Raw genomic sequence first — 17,924 nt, 5'->3', positions numbered from 1 at the left:
TCCTCGGGTATGTCCGTCATGAGGTCCGCTCCAGGGCGATGGCCACCGCCTGGCCCTCCAGGCCGCGGGCGAGGGCCAGCGCATGGCCGGGCCGGGTCTCGCGCGCAGTGAGCGGGACGTAGTCCAGGTCGCACTCCTCGGCGGGGTGGTGGAGGTTCTGGGTGGCGGGTACGACACCGGAGTCGAGGCTCAGCGCGGCCACGGCGGCGTTCAGCGCCCCGGCGCCGCCGACCAGGTGCCCGGTCTGCGGCTTGACGCTGCTGATCTGCGCGGCCTTGGCGGCCGTACCGAGCGCGTCGTGCAGGGCGACGGTCTCGCTGGCGTCACCCTGGCGGGTGGCGCAGCCGTGGGCGGCGATGTAGCTGCCGTCGGGGAAGGTGGCGCCCGCGTCGGTCAGGGCGCGGCTGATGGCCCGGGACAGGCCGCGGGCGCGGGGCTGCGGGCTGGGCGGGCGGACGCAGTCGTTGCCGGAGCCGAAGCCGGTGACCTCCGCGTAGCAGCGGGCGCCGCGGGCCAGGGCGTGCTCCCGCTCCTCGAGGATGAGGAAGGCGGCGCCCTCGCCGAAGACGGAGCCGCTGCGGTCGCGGTCGAACGGCCGGAAGGCCTCCTTGCCCAGGTCGGTACGGTCGCTGAGCACGCCGATGCCGTCCATCTTGGACATCGCCCACCAGCCGGTGGCGTCGTCGTAGCCGCCGGCCACGACCACGTCGGCCTCGCCGCGGCGCACGGTGCGCATCGCCCGGCCGATCGCCATCGCGCCGGAGTCGGCGGTGCCGGCGAAGTAGGCGTTGGCGCCGCGGATGCCGAACTTCTCGGAGATGTGGAAGCCGGCCGCGGGCTGCAGGCCCTCGACGAAGAACAGCGGGGCGATCACCGAGGAGGCGGTCCGGCCCAGCTTGTGCAGGTCCGGGGTGCCGTCCGGGCAGCGCACGGACTGCAGCTGGGAGATCAGCTCGTCCATGCGGGGCATTTCCTTGTTGCTGCCGAGGAACAGGCCCGTGCGGTGACCGAGGTCGCCCGCGTCCTCCAGGCCGGCGTCGCGCAGCGCCAGGACGGCCCCGGCCAGGGCCAGTTGGTCGCCGCGGCACAGCATGCGCAGGGTGCGCCGCTTCGCCCACCGGGTCGGGTCGAAGTCGTGGATCTCGGCGCCGATGCGCGTGTTCAGGGGTGCCGGGTCGTAGGCGCGCAGCGGGCCGATGCCGATGCGGCCCTCGAGCAGGTTCTCCCACGTCGGTGCGGCGCCCTGGCCGATCGCGGTCATCAGGCCGATGCCGGTCACCATCACGCGTCGCCTGTCGTCGCTCATGCTGTGCCCTCCCAGGGCTCGTCGGCGAGGGCCAGTGCCAGGGCGCGAGCGGTGGCGACCACCCGGTCCCCGACCCGGGCGGTGGCCCGTACCTCGGTCGTGTGCCGGTTGCCTCCTGTCACCTCGGCGGTGAGGTGCACCTGGTCCCCGGGGCCGACGAAGTGCTTGAAGCGCACGCCCCGCACGGATGCCAGGCGCCAGGCCCGCTCGCCTCCGGCGGCGGCCTTCGCCAGGGCCGCCATGCTCTCCAGGAGCAGCACCCCGGGAAGGACGGGGAAGCGCGGGAAGTGGTGGTCGAAGCACGGGAGGGTGTGGGGGATGTTGCGCACGGCCACGGCCCGGCGGCCCGGCTCGAGTTCCACGATCCGGTCGAAGGCGCCGGCCACGGCGCCCGTGGCCGTCCGGGTCGTACTCATGCGTCCTCCCGCGGCGCACCGATGACGATGCTGGTGTTGCTGCCGCCGAAGGCGAACGCGTTGATCAGGGCCGCGCCCACCGGCATCTGGCGGGCGGTGTGCGGCACGTAGTCGAGGTCGAGGCCGGGCGCGGTGCGCTCCAGGTTGACGGTGGGCGGCACCAGCGAGTGGCGCATGGCGCCGATCGCGGCCAGCACGCCGAGGCCGAGGCTGGCCGACGTCAGGTGCCCGGCCATGGACTTGGGGGCGGTGACCACCAGCTTGTGCGCGTCCGTGCCGAACACCTTCTTGATGGCGACCGTCTCCGACTGGTCGTTGCCGTGGGTGCTGGTGCCGTGCGCGACCACGAGCTGGATGGCGTCGGTGCCCAGGCCCGCATCCAGCAGGGCGCCCTCCATCGCCTGGATCGCGCCGGAGCCGTCCGGCGGCGAGTCGGTGATGCGCCAGGCGTTGAGCGTGGAGCCGTAGCCGAGGACCTCGGCGAGGACGGTGGCGCCGCGCTCGAGGGCGGCCTCCCGCTCCTCGAGTACGACGGCGACGGCGCCCTCGCCGACCACGAACCCGGTGCGGTCGGCGTCGAAGGGCCGCGAGGCGTGGGCGGGGTCGTCGTTGTGCCGGTCGGTCAGGGCGCCCAGGAGGCTGAAGCCGAGCAGGTCGAGCCAGGTGGTCAGGGAGTCGTAGCCGCCGGCCAGCATGACCTTGGCGTCGCCCTCCTGGATGGCGCGGAAGGCCTCGCCGATGGCGTGCCCGGAGCCCGAGCAGGCGGTGGAGATGCCCATCATCGGGCCGGTGGCGCCGAGCATCCGCGCCATGGCGGCGAGCGGCACGTTCTGGTCGTCCGTCAGGGTCACGGCCGGCGGGCGGCAGATGAACGCGTCCGGATTGCCGGTGCCGGCGCGCAGGTGGCCGATGTCCAGCAGCACCTGCAGTTCGGGCCGCCCGACGCTGGCGCCCATGGCGACCCCGCGCTCGCCGGCGCCGTACACGTCCTCGGCAAGGGTGTCGAGGCCGGCCTTGCGTACCGCCTCCCAGGCGGCCGCGACGCCGAACTGGCCGACGCGCGAGAGGTGTTTGCGCCCGATGTGCTTCGGGATGGCCCTGGCCGCGTCGAAGTCCTTGACCTGCGCGGCGATGCGCACCGGGAAGCCTTCGGCGTCGAAGGTGGTCAGCCGGCCCACTCCGCCTCGTCCGGTGGCCAGGCCCTGCCAGGTCGTCTCGGCGTCGTTGCCGAGCGGGGTGACCGCCCCCACCGCGGTGATCACTGCGCGTTTCATCCCACCGGCCCTCCGCCCTGCAGCTGGTGCGCCATGCGCCTGGTGTGGTCGGGGTCGTCGAGCCGTTCGGCGTCGATGAGCGCGCACAGGATGCCGGTGGCCTCCAGGACGCGCTCGCCGCCGGCCGTGACGGTGCCGTCCAGGATGGCGGCCTCGCCGGTCATCGACTCGATCGTGGCGTGCATGCTGAGCACCTCTCCGGGGGCCACGTCCCGGTGGGCGGTGGCCTCGCCGACCGCGAGCAGCGCCGCACGCAGCCGGTGATCGGTGCTGATCATGATCAGCCAGGTCGCCGCCTGACAGAGGGCCTCCAGCGCGAGGCCGAAGGGCAGGACCGGGCCGTTCGGGGTGGCCTGCCAGTAGGTTTCGTCGACCGAGGTGACCTTGCGCGCGGTGATGGTCTCGCGCGGGGTGAGCGTCTCGATCCGGTCGATCAGATGGAATCGCATCGTCGTGTCGTCTCCCGTCCCCGGCCCTACGGGCGGCCGATGCCGAGCTGGGCGGAGAAGCCGCCGTCGACGGTGAGCAGTTCGCCGGTGGTGTAGCCGGAGTCGGGGCCGGCCAGGAACACCGCGGCGGCGGCCACCTGTTCGACCGTGGCGAACCGGCGCAGCGGGATCTGCCGCTTGATGCTCTTGCCGCCGTCGCGCTGGAAGACCTCCTCGACCAGCTCGGTCGGCGTGAAGCCGGCCAGCACCGCGTTGACCCGCACCCCGAAGCGGGCGAGTTCGATCGCCGCGCAGCGGGTGAAGGAGTTCAGCGCGCCCTTGGAGGCCGAGTAGTTGGACTGGCCGATCCAGCCGCGCTCGCCCATGGCGGAGGAGATGTTGACGATGGACGCCTCGCCCTGCGCCATGAACTGGTCCATGACGGCGTGCGTGGTGTGGTAGGCGCCGCCGAAGTTGACCTTCATGACGTTCCACCAGGCGTTGGGCGCCGCGTCGTAGATCAGCCCGTCGTCGCTGATGCCGGCGTTGTTGACCAGGATGTTCAGCGAGCCCAGTCCGGCGGTGGCCTCCTCGGCCAGGCGCTTGGCCTGCTGGGGGTCGGAGACGTCGGCGCCGACCGCGACGGCCCGGCCGCCCGCCGCTTCGATCTCCTTGACCACCGCCAGCGCCTCCTCCCGGCGCGAGCGGTAGTTCACTGCGACGGCCGCCCCCTGTTCGGCCAGGGCCAGGGCGATGGCCCGGCCTATGCCGCGGGAGGCGCCGGTGACCAAGGCGGTACGGTCCTTCAGCTTCATCTCTCTCTTCCCGTTTCGCTTGCGAGGTGGGCGGCCTGGCTGCCGCCGGGACGGGCCCGGGGCAGGGCGGGCGGGGTGCCGGGGCTCCGCGGCCGGTGCCCGGGGCGCCATTGACCCGGACACCGGCCGCGGACGACACAAAAACCGCTCAGGCGGAGGCGGCGGCCTGGGCCCGCTCGGTCAGCAGGTCGGTGAGGTTCTGGACGGTGAACAGGCCCAGCACGCCCTCGGCGGTCAGCGGCTCGTCGAGCCGGCTGCGGTCGAACTGCGGCAGGACGCTCTCCAGGTGGGTCAGGCCGCGGTCGTTGACGACCTCGTTCTCGTCGCCGAACTCCTCGTCCGGGATGCCGCCCTGGAGCAGGTCGGCGATGTCGGAGATGGTGATCTTCACCTTGGTGGCGCGCTCCAGGCGGAAGAGGATGTCGAGCAGGTCGATCGACTCCGCGCCGAGCTCGCCCAGCAAGGTCGCCTCGGGCACGGCCTCGGACGCGTCGATGCCGAGGGCGTCGGCGACGGCCGCCTGCACCGCGGACAGGTGGTCGGTCGTCGTGGGAATCAGGGTTTCGGACACCGTGGGCTGCCTTTCGGGTGGTGAGATACGTGCCAAAGGGCTCGGTGCGCCCCTCGCACGCGGAGGGTCGGGAGGTCGGAGTCGGAAGCGGACAGGGACGGACGGGGACAGGGACGGGGACGGGGACGGCGCGGCCGGGGCGCCGGCGGCCCCCGGGGGGCGGCCTATGCGGCGGCCGCGGGAGCGGCTGCGTCCTGGCGCAGGTCGCGCAGGAGCGTGGTGATGCGGCGCGCGTCGTTGGTGGAGCGCACCCGGGCATCGGGCACGGTCCGTTTGGCGAAGCCGCTGAGCACCCGGCCCGGGCCGACCTCGAGATAGCCGTCGGCGCCGAACGCGGCGGCGGCGTCCAGCACGTCCACCCAGCGCACCGGGCCGGCGAGCTGACGCCGCAGCAGATCGCGGGCGTGCGCGCCGTCGCGCACCCGGGCACCGGTCACGGAACTGAACACCGGCAGCGCCGGCTCGCCGAAGGCGACCTGCTCCAGTTCGGCGGCGAACTCGTCCTCGATGACGTGCATGAGGGAGCAGTGGAAGGGCGCGGAGACCTTCAGCGGCACGGTGCGTTCCGCGCCGGCCGCGCCGGCCAGCCGTACCGCCTCCTCGACGGCGGCGCGCTGACCGGAGATCACCGTCTGGCCCGCCTCGTTGTAGTTGGCGACCTCCACCACGCCCGCGCCGGCGGTGGCCGCGCAGATCTCCTCGATCTGCGCGGGCGGCAGGCCGATGACGGCGGCCATCGCCCCCGCGACGCGGCGCGAGACGCCGGCCATCAGCTCACCGCGGCGGCGCACCAGGCGCAGCGCGTCGTCGGCGTCGAGGACACCGGCGACGACCAGGGCCGTGTACTCGCCGAGGCTGTGACCGGCCACCGCGGCCGGGACGAAGCCCGCTTCCCGGTGCAGCACCTGGTACGTGGCGAGGCTGGTCGCGACGATGGCGGGCTGGGCGATCTCGGTGGGCGCCAGCTCACCGTCCGCGGCCGTGGTGCACAGGTCGCTCAGCGGAAGGCCGCTCGCCTCCTGGGCCTGCTCCAGCACACGTCCCGCCGTCCGGGGATGCTCGCGCAGCAGATGCGAGGCCATGCCCGCGCGTTGCGATCCCTGTCCGGGAAACATCGTGAATTGGTTGTCGCTCATCCCCGTGCCTACCTCACTGAATTGTCGGGGCGTGGATCATCGAGCCGTCGCCGAGCGGTTCTCGACCCCGCGAATCTCGCACCCCGCTCTGGCGCATTCCTCGAATGTGTCTCGAAAAGAAAGGGGGCCGGCCGGCCGGCCGCAGGCAGTTCCTTGACGGGCGGGGCACCGTGCGGCGAGCGTGGTGCCATGCCGAGGATGAGCGCGGACGACCGGCGCACGGCCGTGGTGGGCGCGGCGATCATCGAGTTCGCGTCCCGGGGGTACGTGGGCACCTCGACGCAGGACATCGCGCGCCGCGCGGGAGTCTCGCAGCCGTATCTGTTCCGGCTGTTTCCCGGCAAGCGGGCGCTGTTCCTCGCGGCGGCCACGCGCTGCGTGGCCGAGATCGCACACACGCTGGTGGCGGCGGCCGAGGGGCTCGAGGGCGAACAGGCCCGGCGCGCGATGGCCATCGCCTACACGCGGGTCATCCTCAGCGAGCCCCAGCGGCTGCTGATGCAGATGCAGGTGTATGCCGCGGTGGCGGGCGCGGAGGCGGCCGGCGACCACGAGTTCGGCGAGACGGTCCGCGCCCAGTGGCAGCAGCTGTGGCAGGAGGTCCGCCTCGCCCTGGGCACCGGCGCCGGTGACACCGCCTGGTTCATGTCGCGCGGCATCCTGGTCAACGTCCTTCTCGCGCTGGGCTTTCCGCCCGGCCACCGCGTCTGGGCCGGCCTGGACCCGTCGATCGGCGCGGCGGCGACGCACCGGCCGCGGCACGACTGACGCCACGGCCCGCGCATCTGCGGCCGTCCCCGGGCGGTGCGCTCAGTCCGCCGTGGCGGGGGCCGCCGCGGGGCGGTGGGCGGGCCGGGCCCAGCGGGCGCCGTAGGCGACCTGGCCCTGCTCCGCCGCCCGGAACGCCTTGGTGTTCCAGTTCTTGCGCATGAAGGACTCCCGCACCCTGATCAGCAGCGGGTTCTGCAGCGCGCCCATCTTCCCGATCCGCCAGGCGATCTTCTGCAGCGGCGCGGTGCGCGCCCGCCGCTCGGCCTCGTAGCGGCGCAGCGCGGCGACGGCATCGCCCGGCTGGTCGAGGTACTCGGCGAGCACCAGGGCGTCCTCCAGCGCCTGGCAGGCGCCCTGCCCGATGTTGAAGGTGATGGGGTGCGCGGCGTCCCCGAGCAGCGTGACCCGCCCGCGTCCCCACGCCCGCTCGGGCTTGCGGCCCTCGACGTCACCGCGCAGGATCCACTCCTCGGGGGTGGCCCGCAGGATGTCGGCCACCGGCCCGGCCCACCCCTCGTGCCGGCGCAGCAGCATCGCCCGCGCCCCGGCCCCGTCACGGCCGCCGGGCGCCCCGTTGGCGACGCTCATCCAGTGCACGAGGCCGGGCGCGACGTCGTAGTACGTGAACCGGGTGCCCGGCCCGAAGACCGCGTTGAAGGTGCCCGGCGGGATGTCGGCGTGCTCCATCGGCGCCCGCCCGCGCCAGGCGATGTAGCCGCTGAAACGGTTGCGGGCCGGACCGAACAGGTGGTCGCGCACGGCGCCGTGGATGCCGTCCGCCCCGATCAGCAGGTCGCCGCGCTCGCTGGAGCCGTCGGCGAAACGGACCGTCACACCGTCCGCGTCCTGGTCGAAGGACACCACCTCGGCGCCGGTGCGCAGGGGCGAGCCGTCCAGGGCCTCGCGCAGCACGCCGTGCAGGACGGAACGCTCGACGGCGATGGTGGGGGCGCCGTAGCGCTCGATGAAGTCACCGACCGGCCAGGCGCCCAGCACCTCGCCGCGCCAGGTGGTGAAGTGCGCGACGTGCTGGACGGGCGCGACCTCAAGGACCCGCCCGGCCACCCCCAGACAGTCCAGCGCGAGCACGCCGTTGGTCCAGATGTGCAGGCCGGCACCGCCGTCGCGCAGCGAGTCGGCCCGTTCGAACACGACGGTCTCGAACCCCCTGCGCTGCAGCGCGAGAGCGGCGGACAGACCGCCGATCCCTCCGCCGGCGATGAGTATGCGACGGGCACGTCCTATGGCCATCTCCAGGTCTCCTCGTGGCTGGGTCCGGACGCAGATCCGGTGCGAAGTCCCCGACAGAACCACGCTGTTGTCAAAGCTAGCATTTCTAGCATCAGCTAATATAGCATCGGCACAGTATCTAGCATTGATATGTCGGGGATCCACGAAGGTGGTTGTGATGGAAGCGCTCCTGCAAACGCTGGCCGTGGTGGCCACCATGGCCAACGCGGTGGTCTACGGAACCGATGTCTTCTCGGCCCTGGTGCAGCGCCCCGCCATGGCCCACGTCGACGACGTGGTGCTCACCAGCGCCATGGGCCAGACCCACCGCTTCGGGGACCGGCGGATGCCAATCCCGGGGGTGTTCGGCCTGGTCGCCACCGTCGCCACCGTCGCCGTCGCCGCCGTCGACGGCAAGGCGGTGCCGGCCGTGGCCGCGGGCATCGCGGCCGTGTCCCTGGTCGTGTGGCTGGCCCTCTACAACAAGGTCAGTGCCCCGGTGAACAAGGAGCTGACCGGTGCGGCGCTGGAGTGCCGCACCGCGCCCGAGGCCCGCGCCCTGCAGCGGACCTGGGACAGCGTCATCAACGCCCGGGTGGCCCTGCAGGCCCTGGCGCTGGGCGGGATGTGCGTGGCGCTCGCGACCGGTTGAGCACGGCGGCGGCCGGGGCGGCGCGGCGAGCCCGGAAGGAGGGGTCCACCCGGTGGGGTGGACCCCTCCTTCCTTGCAGGTCCGCTCCTTCTGTGCCCGTCCGCGGTGCGGGCGTGCGCCCTACTGCAGGGCGATGTTGCCGAGGACCTCCTCCGCGTCCAGGTCCGCGGGGACGTCGTCGGCGACGGCGTCCCACTCGCCGCCCGGCACGTTCTTCTTGTTGCTGGCCACGGCAGTTCCTCCTTCTCGGAAATTCCCGGAATCGAGGTTCGCGAGCCGCGCCCTGCGGGGTCAACCCGGCTTCGTGACGGTCCGGCAGAATTCGAGACGCATTCCAGATTTCCGCCCCCGCAAAGGCACTTCGTGCGGTTCTCGTGCCTTCTTCCAGCGATTCTCCAGCGGACCCCGGCAGGATCTCGAACTGACCGGCTCCTGTCCGGGGCCGGTTCCTGCCCGTCCGCTTCCAGGGAGTCGATGATGAGGCCGCGAGTGAGCGCGCCCTTGGCATCGGGGACGCCCACGCCGTCCCCCGGCGAAAGGAAGCGCCCGCACCGCACCGCCCCCCATCCGGCCGGGACGGCCCAAGACCCCCGCTGCGACGACGACATCGGCTGGCCCAGACAGCAGGACGACACGCGGCCCCCGCGCAGCGAGGATCCGGCTGTTACGGCGTGACGGGCCGGCACGAGCGGGCGCCCGGCCGGCAGGCCGGGAAGGACCGGCCGCCGGTGGGACTCGTCCGTGCCCGCGCGGCGGCCGGCACGGTGCCCTTCGCCGAAGCCCGCCGTCACCGGCGCGCACGCCCGAGTGGTGTCCGGGGAAGCGGCGTCAAGGACCGGGAGCGGAACGGGGCCGCGGCGGGCCGCCGCGGCCCCGTTCACGCAGCCGTCAGGTACTGGCGTATCAGCAGGCGGCGCTCCGTCCGGCCCGCAAGGTCGCGGGGAATGGTGCCGAGTTCGTCCAGGCGCCGTATCTGTTCGCCGGGGCCCAGGCGGGCGTTGGCGTGGGCCGTGACGGCGGCGAGGACGCCGGGGACGCGGCGGGCCCTCCCGCGCAGGACGACGCCCGCCCACACCGCTGAGCCGTGGAGGGGATCGGGGACGTCGGCGACGGTGCAGTCCGCCACCCGGGGATCCTGGAGCAGCACCCACTCCACGACGCCGGGCGCAACGAGGGCGTCGCCGCTGGCGAACGGAAAGCCCGCCCGGCGCACCACGTGCAGCCGGCCGTCCAGGTCGAGATAGCCCGCGTCGCCCGTCGCCAGCCAGCCGTCGGCGCGGCCCGCCGGTATCTGCGGCCCGCGCAGCTCCACCTCTCCCTCGCCGAACACGGGCGCGGGCGCGCGCGTGCCGAAGTCGACCACACGGCACTCGGTCCCGGGCAGCGGCACGCCCACCGCGCCCCGTTCGGGACGCGCCCCGCGCTCCTGGACGTGGGAGAGCGCGCCCAGTTCGCCGATGCCGTGGTCCTGCAGCACGGGAACCCGCAGGGCCCTTTCCAGCCGGCGGGCGGCAAAGGGTTCCAGGACGCCGCCGCCGCCGCAGTGCACGGCCCGCAGGTCCGTGAGGCGGCCGGCGGGCTGTTCGCCGGCGGCCAGGCGGGCGAGGCGGGAGGACAGGCCGTAGTAGTGCGTGGCCCGCCTGCCGCGGCTGACGGTCATCCCCGTGTACGGGTCCGGATCGCTCACCAGCACCTGCTGGGCCTGGGCGTGGACGGCCGCGCCGAGCAGGGCCGGGCGGAAGACCCGCAGCTGGTTGACGACGACGCTGTCGCCGTCCAGGCGGTGGGCGAGGGCGGTCTGCGCGGCGTTGGCGAGCAGGTTGCGGTGGCTCACACGCACCTCCCGCAGCCCGCCGGTGGGATGCGGGAGGTGCTGGATGCAGGCCACGGCGGCGGTGTCACGCACCGGCGTCTCGAACGGCGCGGGGCCTGCGGCGGCCAGGACGGCGGCCGGCAACACCCCCGCGCCCGGGCCCCGCCCGCCCGGCTCGCCGCCGGGGCCGGCGTCGGTGACGACGACCGTGTGCAGGCGCGGCAGCCGCGCCCGCTCCGCACGGAGCCGCTCGGCCAGCGCGCGGGGCACCAGCGCGATCTCGGCTCCCGCCGCCTCGCACAGCCGGCGGGCGGCCGCGGAGCCCGCCTGGGGGTCGAGCAGGGCCAGCGGGCGCCCGCCGCGCAGCACGCCGAAGTACAGCGCGGGGAAGACCGCGTCCAGGGTGCAGGCGAGGGCCACGCAGGCGTCCGCGCGCCGCAGGGCGCCGTGCACCCAGCGGGCGACGCGGTCGGCCTCCCGGTCGAGTTCCCCGAAGGTCCAGCTCCCCTGCTCGGTGGTGAGGGCCGGCCGGCCCGGCGCGCGGGCGGCCGCGCGCCGCAGCAGGGTGTCCACGGGGCTGTCCAGGCGTCTTACGAGGGGCACGGCGAACTCCAGGCTCCGGCACGGGGCGGCGCGGTCTCTCCCCCCACCGTCGGCGGCCGGGCTCGAGAGGGCGTCGAAACGCGATCGACGTCCCGCCCCGGGCCCGGCAGGTCGCCTCTCACGCCGCGAACAGGTCGAAGGTGGAGGTGTGCCGGGGTCCCGCCAGGACGTCCAGCTGCGGGTCGACGGCCAGCATCGCCTGGTGCAGCCGCTGCAGCTGCGGCGAGGGCTCGACCCCGAGTTCGTCGATCAGCCGCATCCGCAGTCTGCGGTAGGCCTCCAGGGCCGACGCCTGCCGTCCCGAGCGGTACAGCGCGACCATGACCTGCGAGTGCAGGCCCTCGTGCTGCGGATGACGGGCGGTCAGTTCGGTCAGCTCGGCGATCAGTTCGGCGTGCCGGCCCAGCCGCAGCTCGGCATCGATGCGCCGCTCCACGGTCACCAGCCGGCTCTCCTGCAGCCGCCGCACCTCGATGTCGAGAATCGGTCCGACCCGCACGTCCACGAGTGCCGGCCCCCGCCACAGGTCCAGCGCGGCCCTGAAACGGGCGGCGGAGACCTCGCTGTCGCCCACGTCGAAGGCCGCCTGCCCCTCGCGGATCAGACGCTCGTAGTCGTGCACGTCCACCGAGTCCTCGGGGATCTGCAGCAGATAGCCGCCGTGCCGGGTGGCCAGGACGTCCTTCGCCCGGCCGGGCGTGCCGGGCCCCATCGCGGTGCCCAGGCGCCGGCGCAGCTGAAGAATGTAGGTCTGCAGGGTGGTCAGCGCGCTCTGCGGCGGCCGGGTCGACCAGATCTCCTCCATGAGGGTGGGCACGGGCATCACACGGCCCGGATAAAGGGCGAGCAGGGCCAGGATCTGCCTCGGCTTGCTCGCGGACGGAACGATGGATCCCCCGTCGACCTCGGCACTCAACGGACCCAGAACCTGAATCCTCACGGTCTCCTCCGTACTCGTCGAGTTCCTCGTCTCTTTCCTTCACGTGGCCAAAATTGTGCCTCCACTGGAAGGCAAGCTAGCGGTGTTCTCCCCCCTCCAGTCAATTTCTCCAGCGGTTCTCGAGCACAGTCCCATGAACGGTGTTGCGCCATCGATCCAAGCCGTTCAAGAGCACCCGTGCGACGACCGTGAACCCGCTCGTCAGACCGGCCGCACCAGGCGGAATTCACCGCTCCGCACACTGTTCGCGAAGAGATTCCGGATGACGATCAATACCCGTGCGACCCCTTGAGAAATTCCGCACAAGCTCATTGGACAACCGGCCGGAATTCAACGGGCAGCCGGGTGGCGGGCCGCACGGAAGACGGCACGGTGAAGGCCGGCGGAAGCGGGGGGAAAACAGCACCCGTCTTTTCCGCGGCGGAAACATTCCCGTTACGCGACGGCGGCGTACGCCTCTCCTCCCACGGGCCCGGGCAGCGCGAGCCGCTCGGGCGCCGACCGGCTCCAGGGGAAGCCGTGGTTGAGGTGGACGAGCGCGCCCGCGGCGTCGCCGGCGGGCACCGCCACGGCGACCAGCACCCCCGCCACCGGCTCCAGCTCCAGAAACCGCCAGCGCCGGCCCGTATCGTCGGCCGGGGGCGTGAAGGCCCGCACTCCGCACGCGTCGTCCAGGGTGAAGACGAAACTGTCGAAGGGGATGCCCAGGCCCAGCCCGCGCGCCTTGGAGTACGCCTCCTTCAGCACCCACACCCGCAGGGCGCGCCGGTCGCGCGCGGGGCCCGGCTCGGCCCGCGTCACCCAGGCCCGTTCCGCGGGCGAGATCGCGTGCACGATGGTGGCGATCGCGTTCTCGTCGCGCTCCCCGATCCGCTCGACGTCCACGCCGATACGGGCCTGGCGCACGATGCCGAGGAGGTTGTAGCCGCCCGCGTGCGAGAGGTTGAAGTCCAGCACCCGCCCGCCGCGCGCGGCGAGGTCGGCCGTGGGCCGCAGGAAGGGCCGGCCGCGTGCGGAGCGCCAGATGACCAGCTCCGCCTCGGCCAGGCCCGCCTCCAGCGCCAGGGCGCGCCGTACCAGTGTGTGGGCGATCAGGTACTGCAGACGGTCGCGTTCGAACAGGAACCGCCTCGCCGTGCGCCGCTCCCGCTCGTCCAGCCAGTGCTCGGCCAGCAGCCGGGCGTTGTCGGGACTGAGCCCGTCGTTGGGACACAGCCACAGGGTGACCCGCAGGGCGTCCAGCTCCTGCCCGGCGGCCGTCACGTCCCGGCTCCCCGCTCGGCCGCGGGCCCGTGCGCGCCCGCGGGCAGCTCCGTCACCGGCCCGAGGTGCGCCCGCCCCGCCACCAGCACGTCGACACCGGCCAGCCACAGCCGGACCAGCTGCGCGAAGCGGCGCCCCTCCCACAGGGCGTCGACATAGGCCCGGGTCTCGGGCAGCGCCCCGGCCAGCAACGGCTCACCGGCCGAGCCCCGCAGATCCGCGGTGTGAACCGGCGGGAGCCCCGCCGGGACGAAGGGGCCCGCCAGGCCCAGTGCATCCGGCGGGCCCAGTGCGTCCGGCGGGCCCGGTGGCGGGGTGCGGGTCGCGAACGCCTCGAGTGTGAGCGCGAGTTGGGCGGTGTCGTCCGCCACCAGGGCCAGCCGGCAGTCGGCCGGGGCGCGGCCCAGTCTCAGTTCACGGGAGACGGCGGCCAGGGCGGGGCCAGCGGGCGGGGTGCTGCGTTCGCGGGCGGCGAGCCAGGCCGCGAGCCGTCCGGCGGTGGCGGCCAGGTGCTGCGGGGTGTCTGCCGACAGCAGCACCAGGTGCCGTCCGCCGTCCGGTCCGGGCCCGGGGGGCTGCGGCGCCGGGCCCGGTTCCGCCTCCCGCAGCGCCACGACGACGTGCTGGGCGTCCTCCTCGTGCACCCCCACGACGACCGCGCGCGGCGATAGCCCGCTCGCGAAGCCGCGCGCGGTCTCCCCGACGGCGGGCCGCGGCCGGTCCGGCCCGGGCAGGAGGGTGCCGCGGCGCAGTTCCAGTACGGCACGGGCCAGCGCGGTCGCCCCCGCCCAGCCCGCCGCGCCGTACGACGCCTCCGCCTCGGCCGCCCGCGCCCCGGGGATCGCGGCGGTGTGCAGGACCCGGTGCCGCAGCCGCCCGGGCAGCCCGGGGTGCGTGCCGCGCCCGGGATGCCCCGCCGCGCTGCCCGCCACGACGGCGTGCACGACGTCACCGGCGGCGCGCGCGGCGGCCAACGGCCTCAGCAGGACGGCGGTCGTGCCGCCCGCGCCCTGCCCGCCACCGGGCCCGGTGCCCGCGACGAGGGCCGCCGCGCACTCGCCGGCCCGCAGCGCACCGACCGCCAGATGCACGGCGCTCAGGAACGAGGAGGGCCCGGTGCCGGCGTCCTGGCTGGGCCCGCGCAGATCCAGCAGGTACGACAGCCGGGCGGCACCGGCGGCCGCGAACACGCCGACGCTGCGGCCTGCGCCGTCCGGCCCGCTCAGCGCGTCGAGGCGGGCCCCGGCGTACCCGGCGCTCTCCAGGACCTGCCGGGCGCCGGCCGACAGCACCTCGCCCGGGCCGTCCGCGCCCGCCGTGCCGGGACCCGGCACGGCGGGCGCGGACGCGACGGCGTACCTGCCGTGCCCGCGCAGGCAGGCCTCCCAGAAGGCATCGGGGCCGTCGGCACCGGGCCGGCTCACCTGCAGCCCGATGACGGCACACTCCCCGGCCTGCGGCACAGGGCCGGAGGCGTGCTCCCCCGCGTCCACCCCGCGCCCGACGGCCCGAGCGGGCCCCGCCGGCGCCGACAGTGCCGCTGGCGTCGCTGGTGCCGCTGGTGCCGCTGGCGTCGCTGGTGCCGATAGCGTCGATGGCGTCGCGGGCGGTGCCAGGATGCCGCGCGTGCCGGCGAGAAGGGCCAGCGCGTGGCGGCGTTCCAGGGTGCCGTCCTTGAACCGTGTGAGGATCTCCCGGTTGTCCATGGGCCCGGAGCGCTCCGTGTCTCAGGCCGGCCGGGGGGTGCCGAGCAGGGCGGCCGCTTCGTCGACGCTGAGCAGGTCGTCGCGGACGGCGTCCAGCAGCGCCTCCAGATCGACGTCGCCGGCCGGCGCGGACCGCGTCACGGGCCCGGCCCCGGCAGCCGGTGCGGGCCGTGTGACGGGTCCGGCCGGTGCGGCCCCGGCCGCACCGATGCCGGCGGCGATGAACGCGGCGAGGGAGGCGAGATCGGGGTGGTCGTAGAGCAGTCCGGCGGGTTCGCGCAGTTTCCATGTGCGGTTGACGCCCTCCACGAACTGCGCGGAAAGGATGGAGTCGAGGCCGAGCAGCACGAAGGGCGCCTCGGTGTCGATCTCGTGCGGTGCGCATCCCACGATCCGCGCCAGCTGACCGCGCAGCCGCTCGAGGACGGCCCGCTCGTCGCCCGGCGCGGCGCCGGGCGCCGGCTCGGGTGCTGCCGCGGCGAGTTCGGCGGCCAGATGCCCGGCCAGCGCCTTCGGCGTCGGGTACCGGTCCAGGGCGTCCGGTGAAACGGACGTACCGAAGCGGGTGTTGAGCGCGTCGACGAACCCGGCGCTGCGCACGGCGTCCAGACCGAGCCGCGCGAAGCTCTGCCCGGCGTCGGCGGCCGGGGCCCCGGCGGCCACGAAGCCCGCCAGCAGCGCGGTGAGTCCGGTGAGCACCTCGGCGGCCGGCACCTGCGGGAAGGGGTGCCCCGGTGAGGGCGCGGCAGCAGTCATGGTGGCGTCTCCAAGGGTCGTTCCCGGGGGCGTCTGCGCATTGTGCAGGCGGCTGTCCCACGGCCACATCGCCGTCCGGGGTGATCCACGCAGCACCGGCCTCGCTCCCGCGAGGGAGCCCGGGCCGGTCAGGTCACCGGACAGGACGAGAAGACGGCACCGCACCGAACGCCGGCGGACGGCGGACGGCGGCGGACGGCGGACGGCGGACGGCGGACGGCGGACGGCGGACGGCGGACGGCGGACGGCGGGCGGCGGACGGCGGGCGGCGGGCGGCGGGCGGCGGGTCAGCCGACGGCCAGCACGGGTTCCTCCCCGGGCGAGTCGGCGGCCCAGGACTGGACGGAGTGCTGCAGCCGCTGCAGCCGGGGCGAGGGCTCCAGTCCCAGCTCCCTCACGAGGGTGGCGCGCAGCTGCCGGTAGACGTGCAGGGACTCGCTGCGCCGCCCGGAGCGGGCCAGGGCCACCATGAACTGGGCGTGCAGGTTCTCGTGGGTGGGGTAACGGCTGGTCAGAACGGTGAGTTCGGCGAGCAGTTCGCGGTGCCGGCCCAGGTTGAGATGGGCTTCGATGCGCTGGTCGAGCGCGCACAGCCGGCTCTCCTCGAGCCGCTTGGCCTCCCGCGCCAGCAGCGCTCCCTGCTGGACGTCCGCGAGCACCGGGCCCGTCCACAGGCCGAGCGCCTCGGTCAGCCGGTCGGAGGCCTCGGTGTAGGAGCCGGCGTCCATGGCCCGGTAGCCCTCCCCCGCGAGGGCCTCGAACCGGCGCACGTCGCTGTCGCCGCCGGCGGAGGCGAGCAGATAGCCGCCGGGCAGGGTCACCAGGACGTCCTTGGCGGCGCGCCCGGCCGCGTCCCGGTCCGGCGGCGCGGTGGGGCCGTTCAGGAGGGCGCGCGCGATGTGCTCGCGCAGATGGAGCACGTACGTCTGCAGGGTGGTGCGCGCACTGCGCGGCGGCTGCTCGTCCCACAGCTCCTCGACCAGCTCCGCGACGGACACGGCACGGTCGGCGTTGAACGCCAGCAGGGCCAGCATCTGACGCTGCTTCGGGGCGGTGGGTGCGAGAGGCACTGTGCCCACACGCACCGCCAGGGCCCCCAGTACGTTGATGTCCAACGCCGTCTCCCTACGATCCCCCGGGCTCGCCCCGGCCACCCCAAGAACAGCACAAGCAGTCGGCCAATATCATACCGGCCGTGCTGCTTTACATCAGCGCAAGGCCGGGAGCGGGACGCGCAATCTCGTCGCGGCCCCCGCATCGCCCCCGAAGAGACCCCCCACCCCGCCACATCGTGTGCCCAAAAAAGTACCGCCCGGTTCCTTTTTTGACGGGGAACCGGGCGGTGAGTCTGTGCGGGCGGGTCACTGCGGGGGGTTGCCGTGCTTGCGGGAGGGCAGGTCGGCGTGCTTGGTGTGCAGCATCGCGAGGGACCTGACGAGGACCTCGCGGGTCTCGGCGGGGTCGATGACGTCGTCGACCAGGCCGCGCTCGGCCGCGTAGTAGGGGTGCATCAGCTCGGCCTTGTACTCCTCGACCATCTGCCGGCGCGTGGCCTCGGGGTCCTCGGCGGCGGCGATCTGCCGCCGGAAGATGACGCCCGCCGCGCCTTCGGCGCCCATCACGGCGATCTCGTTGGTGGGCCAGGCGAACGTGAGGTCGGCGCCGATGGACTGGGAGTCCATCACGATGTAGGCGCCGCCGTACGCCTTGCGCAGGATCAGCGAGATCCTCGGCACGCTCGCGTTGCAGTAGGCGTACAGCAGCTTCGCGCCGCGGCGGATGATCCCGCCGTGCTCCTGGCCGACGCCGGGCAGGAAGCCGGGCACGTCCACCAGGGTCACGATCGGGATGTTGAAGGCGTCGCACATCGTCACGAACCGGGCCGCCTTCTCCGACGCCTCGATGTCCAGCACCCCGGCCAGGCTCTGCGGCTGGTTGGCCACGACGCCCACGGCCTGGCCGTCGAGCCGGGCCAGCGCGCAGATCACATTGCGTGCCCAGCGCTCGTGGACCTCGAGGTACTCGCCGTCGTCGACGATCTCCTCGATGACCTTCGCCATGTCGTAGGGCCGGTTGCCGTCCGCCGGGACCAGGTCGAGCAGCGCCTCGCAGCGCCGGTCCGCCGGGTCGGCGCTCGCGCCGTGCGGCGGGTTCTCCCGGTTGTTCTGCGGCAGCAGCGACAGCAGGTAGCGCACCTCGTGGATGCAGGTCTCCTCGTCGTCGTAGGCGAAGTGGCAGACACCG

The 17,924-nt window shown here is 74.1% G+C and carries 17 protein-coding genes; 2 read left to right on the top strand and 15 right to left on the bottom strand.

The annotated features are described in order from the left end of the window. Positions 1–16 precede the first annotated feature (16 nt). The 7 genes from IEZ19_RS36155 to fabD all read right to left on the bottom strand — a co-directional run bounded on the left by IEZ19_RS36155 (position 17) and on the right by fabD (position 5,946). Positions 17–1,306, bottom strand: a complete 1,290-nt coding sequence (locus IEZ19_RS36155) for a beta-ketoacyl-[acyl-carrier-protein] synthase family protein (protein ID WP_189315624.1) — start codon at positions 1,304–1,306, stop codon at positions 17–19. Next, on the bottom strand, positions 1,303–1,722 hold the full coding sequence (locus tag IEZ19_RS36150; RefSeq protein WP_189315623.1) for a 3-hydroxyacyl-ACP dehydratase FabZ family protein: 420 nt from the start codon (positions 1,720–1,722) through the stop codon (positions 1,303–1,305). Before IEZ19_RS36150 ends, IEZ19_RS36155 begins: the two co-directional genes overlap by 4 nt. Next, positions 1,719–2,996: a beta-ketoacyl-[acyl-carrier-protein] synthase family protein gene (locus IEZ19_RS36145; RefSeq protein WP_189315622.1), complete on the bottom strand. Its 1,278-nt coding sequence runs from the start codon at positions 2,994–2,996 to the stop codon at positions 1,719–1,721. The genes IEZ19_RS36150 and IEZ19_RS36145 overlap by 4 nt, the downstream gene beginning before the upstream one ends. Beyond that, positions 2,993–3,445, bottom strand: a complete 453-nt coding sequence (locus IEZ19_RS36140) for a 3-hydroxyacyl-ACP dehydratase FabZ family protein (protein ID WP_189315621.1) — start codon at positions 3,443–3,445, stop codon at positions 2,993–2,995. The genes IEZ19_RS36145 and IEZ19_RS36140 overlap by 4 nt, the downstream gene beginning before the upstream one ends. A 26-nt stretch (positions 3,446–3,471) precedes the next feature. After that, a complete protein-coding gene (locus IEZ19_RS36135) occupies positions 3,472–4,239 on the bottom strand; it encodes an SDR family NAD(P)-dependent oxidoreductase (protein WP_189315620.1) in 768 nt (255 codons plus the stop codon). 148 nt (positions 4,240–4,387) lie between these two features. After that, the gene (locus IEZ19_RS36130) at positions 4,388–4,810 is read right to left on the bottom strand and encodes an acyl carrier protein (RefSeq protein WP_229841224.1); all 423 of its coding nucleotides are present in this window, start codon (positions 4,808–4,810) and stop codon (positions 4,388–4,390) included. A 164-nt stretch (positions 4,811–4,974) separates the two neighbouring features. Further along, positions 4,975–5,946: an ACP S-malonyltransferase gene (fabD, locus tag IEZ19_RS36125; RefSeq protein ID WP_189315619.1), complete on the bottom strand. Its 972-nt coding sequence runs from the start codon at positions 5,944–5,946 to the stop codon at positions 4,975–4,977. A 189-nt stretch (positions 5,947–6,135) separates the two neighbouring features. Here fabD and IEZ19_RS36120 point away from each other — a divergent pair, with 189 nt between their 5' ends. Next, on the top strand, positions 6,136–6,714 hold the full coding sequence (locus tag IEZ19_RS36120) for a TetR/AcrR family transcriptional regulator (protein ID WP_189315618.1): 579 nt from the start codon (positions 6,136–6,138) through the stop codon (positions 6,712–6,714). A gap of 42 nt (positions 6,715–6,756) precedes the next feature. Here IEZ19_RS36120 and IEZ19_RS36115 read toward each other — a convergent pair whose 3' ends face one another. Then, a complete protein-coding gene (locus IEZ19_RS36115) occupies positions 6,757–7,968 on the bottom strand; it encodes an FAD-dependent monooxygenase (protein WP_189315617.1) in 1,212 nt (403 codons plus the stop codon). A gap of 157 nt (positions 7,969–8,125) precedes the next feature. Here IEZ19_RS36115 and IEZ19_RS36110 point away from each other — a divergent pair, with 157 nt between their 5' ends. After that, positions 8,126–8,599, top strand: a complete 474-nt coding sequence (locus tag IEZ19_RS36110) for a DUF1772 domain-containing protein (protein ID WP_189315616.1) — start codon at positions 8,126–8,128, stop codon at positions 8,597–8,599. 877 nt (positions 8,600–9,476) lie between these two features. Here IEZ19_RS36110 and IEZ19_RS36105 read toward each other — a convergent pair. The 7 genes from IEZ19_RS36105 to IEZ19_RS36075 all read right to left on the bottom strand — a co-directional run. Then, complete coding sequence (locus tag IEZ19_RS36105) at positions 9,477–11,015, bottom strand: class I adenylate-forming enzyme family protein (RefSeq protein ID WP_189315615.1); 1,539 nt, start codon at positions 11,013–11,015, stop codon at positions 9,477–9,479. A 118-nt stretch (positions 11,016–11,133) separates the two neighbouring features. Continuing rightward, the gene (locus tag IEZ19_RS36100; RefSeq protein WP_189315614.1) at positions 11,134–11,955 is read right to left on the bottom strand and encodes an AfsR/SARP family transcriptional regulator; all 822 of its coding nucleotides are present in this window, start codon (positions 11,953–11,955) and stop codon (positions 11,134–11,136) included. A 435-nt stretch (positions 11,956–12,390) separates the two neighbouring features. After that, positions 12,391–13,218 carry a 4'-phosphopantetheinyl transferase family protein gene (locus IEZ19_RS36095; RefSeq protein ID WP_189315613.1) on the bottom strand — a complete coding sequence of 276 codons (828 nt, stop codon included), beginning with the start codon at positions 13,216–13,218 and terminating at the stop codon, positions 12,391–12,393. Beyond that, on the bottom strand, positions 13,215–14,924 hold the full coding sequence (locus IEZ19_RS36090) for a beta-ketoacyl synthase N-terminal-like domain-containing protein (RefSeq protein WP_189315612.1): 1,710 nt from the start codon (positions 14,922–14,924) through the stop codon (positions 13,215–13,217). Before IEZ19_RS36090 ends, IEZ19_RS36095 begins: the two co-directional genes overlap by 4 nt. 21 nt (positions 14,925–14,945) lie before the next feature. After that, positions 14,946–15,680 (bottom strand): acyl carrier protein, encoded by a 735-nt coding sequence (locus IEZ19_RS36085; RefSeq protein WP_189315611.1) that lies wholly within the window; start codon positions 15,678–15,680, stop codon positions 14,946–14,948. Between the two features lie 287 nt (positions 15,681–15,967). Beyond that, complete coding sequence (locus tag IEZ19_RS36080; protein WP_189315610.1) at positions 15,968–16,795, bottom strand: AfsR/SARP family transcriptional regulator; 828 nt, start codon at positions 16,793–16,795, stop codon at positions 15,968–15,970. A gap of 246 nt (positions 16,796–17,041) precedes the next feature. Next, positions 17,042–17,924 (bottom strand): acyl-CoA carboxylase subunit beta (locus tag IEZ19_RS36075; protein ID WP_308429045.1); only part of this gene is annotated, 883 nt, incomplete at its 5' end.

This window comes from Streptomyces brasiliensis, assembly GCF_014647875.1.
In the GTDB taxonomy this organism is placed as follows: Bacteria; Actinomycetota; Actinomycetes; order Streptomycetales; family Streptomycetaceae; genus Streptomyces; species Streptomyces brasiliensis.
Note: the sequence above shows the minus strand (reverse complement) of the source record. Positions and strands in the feature narration are given on the sequence as shown.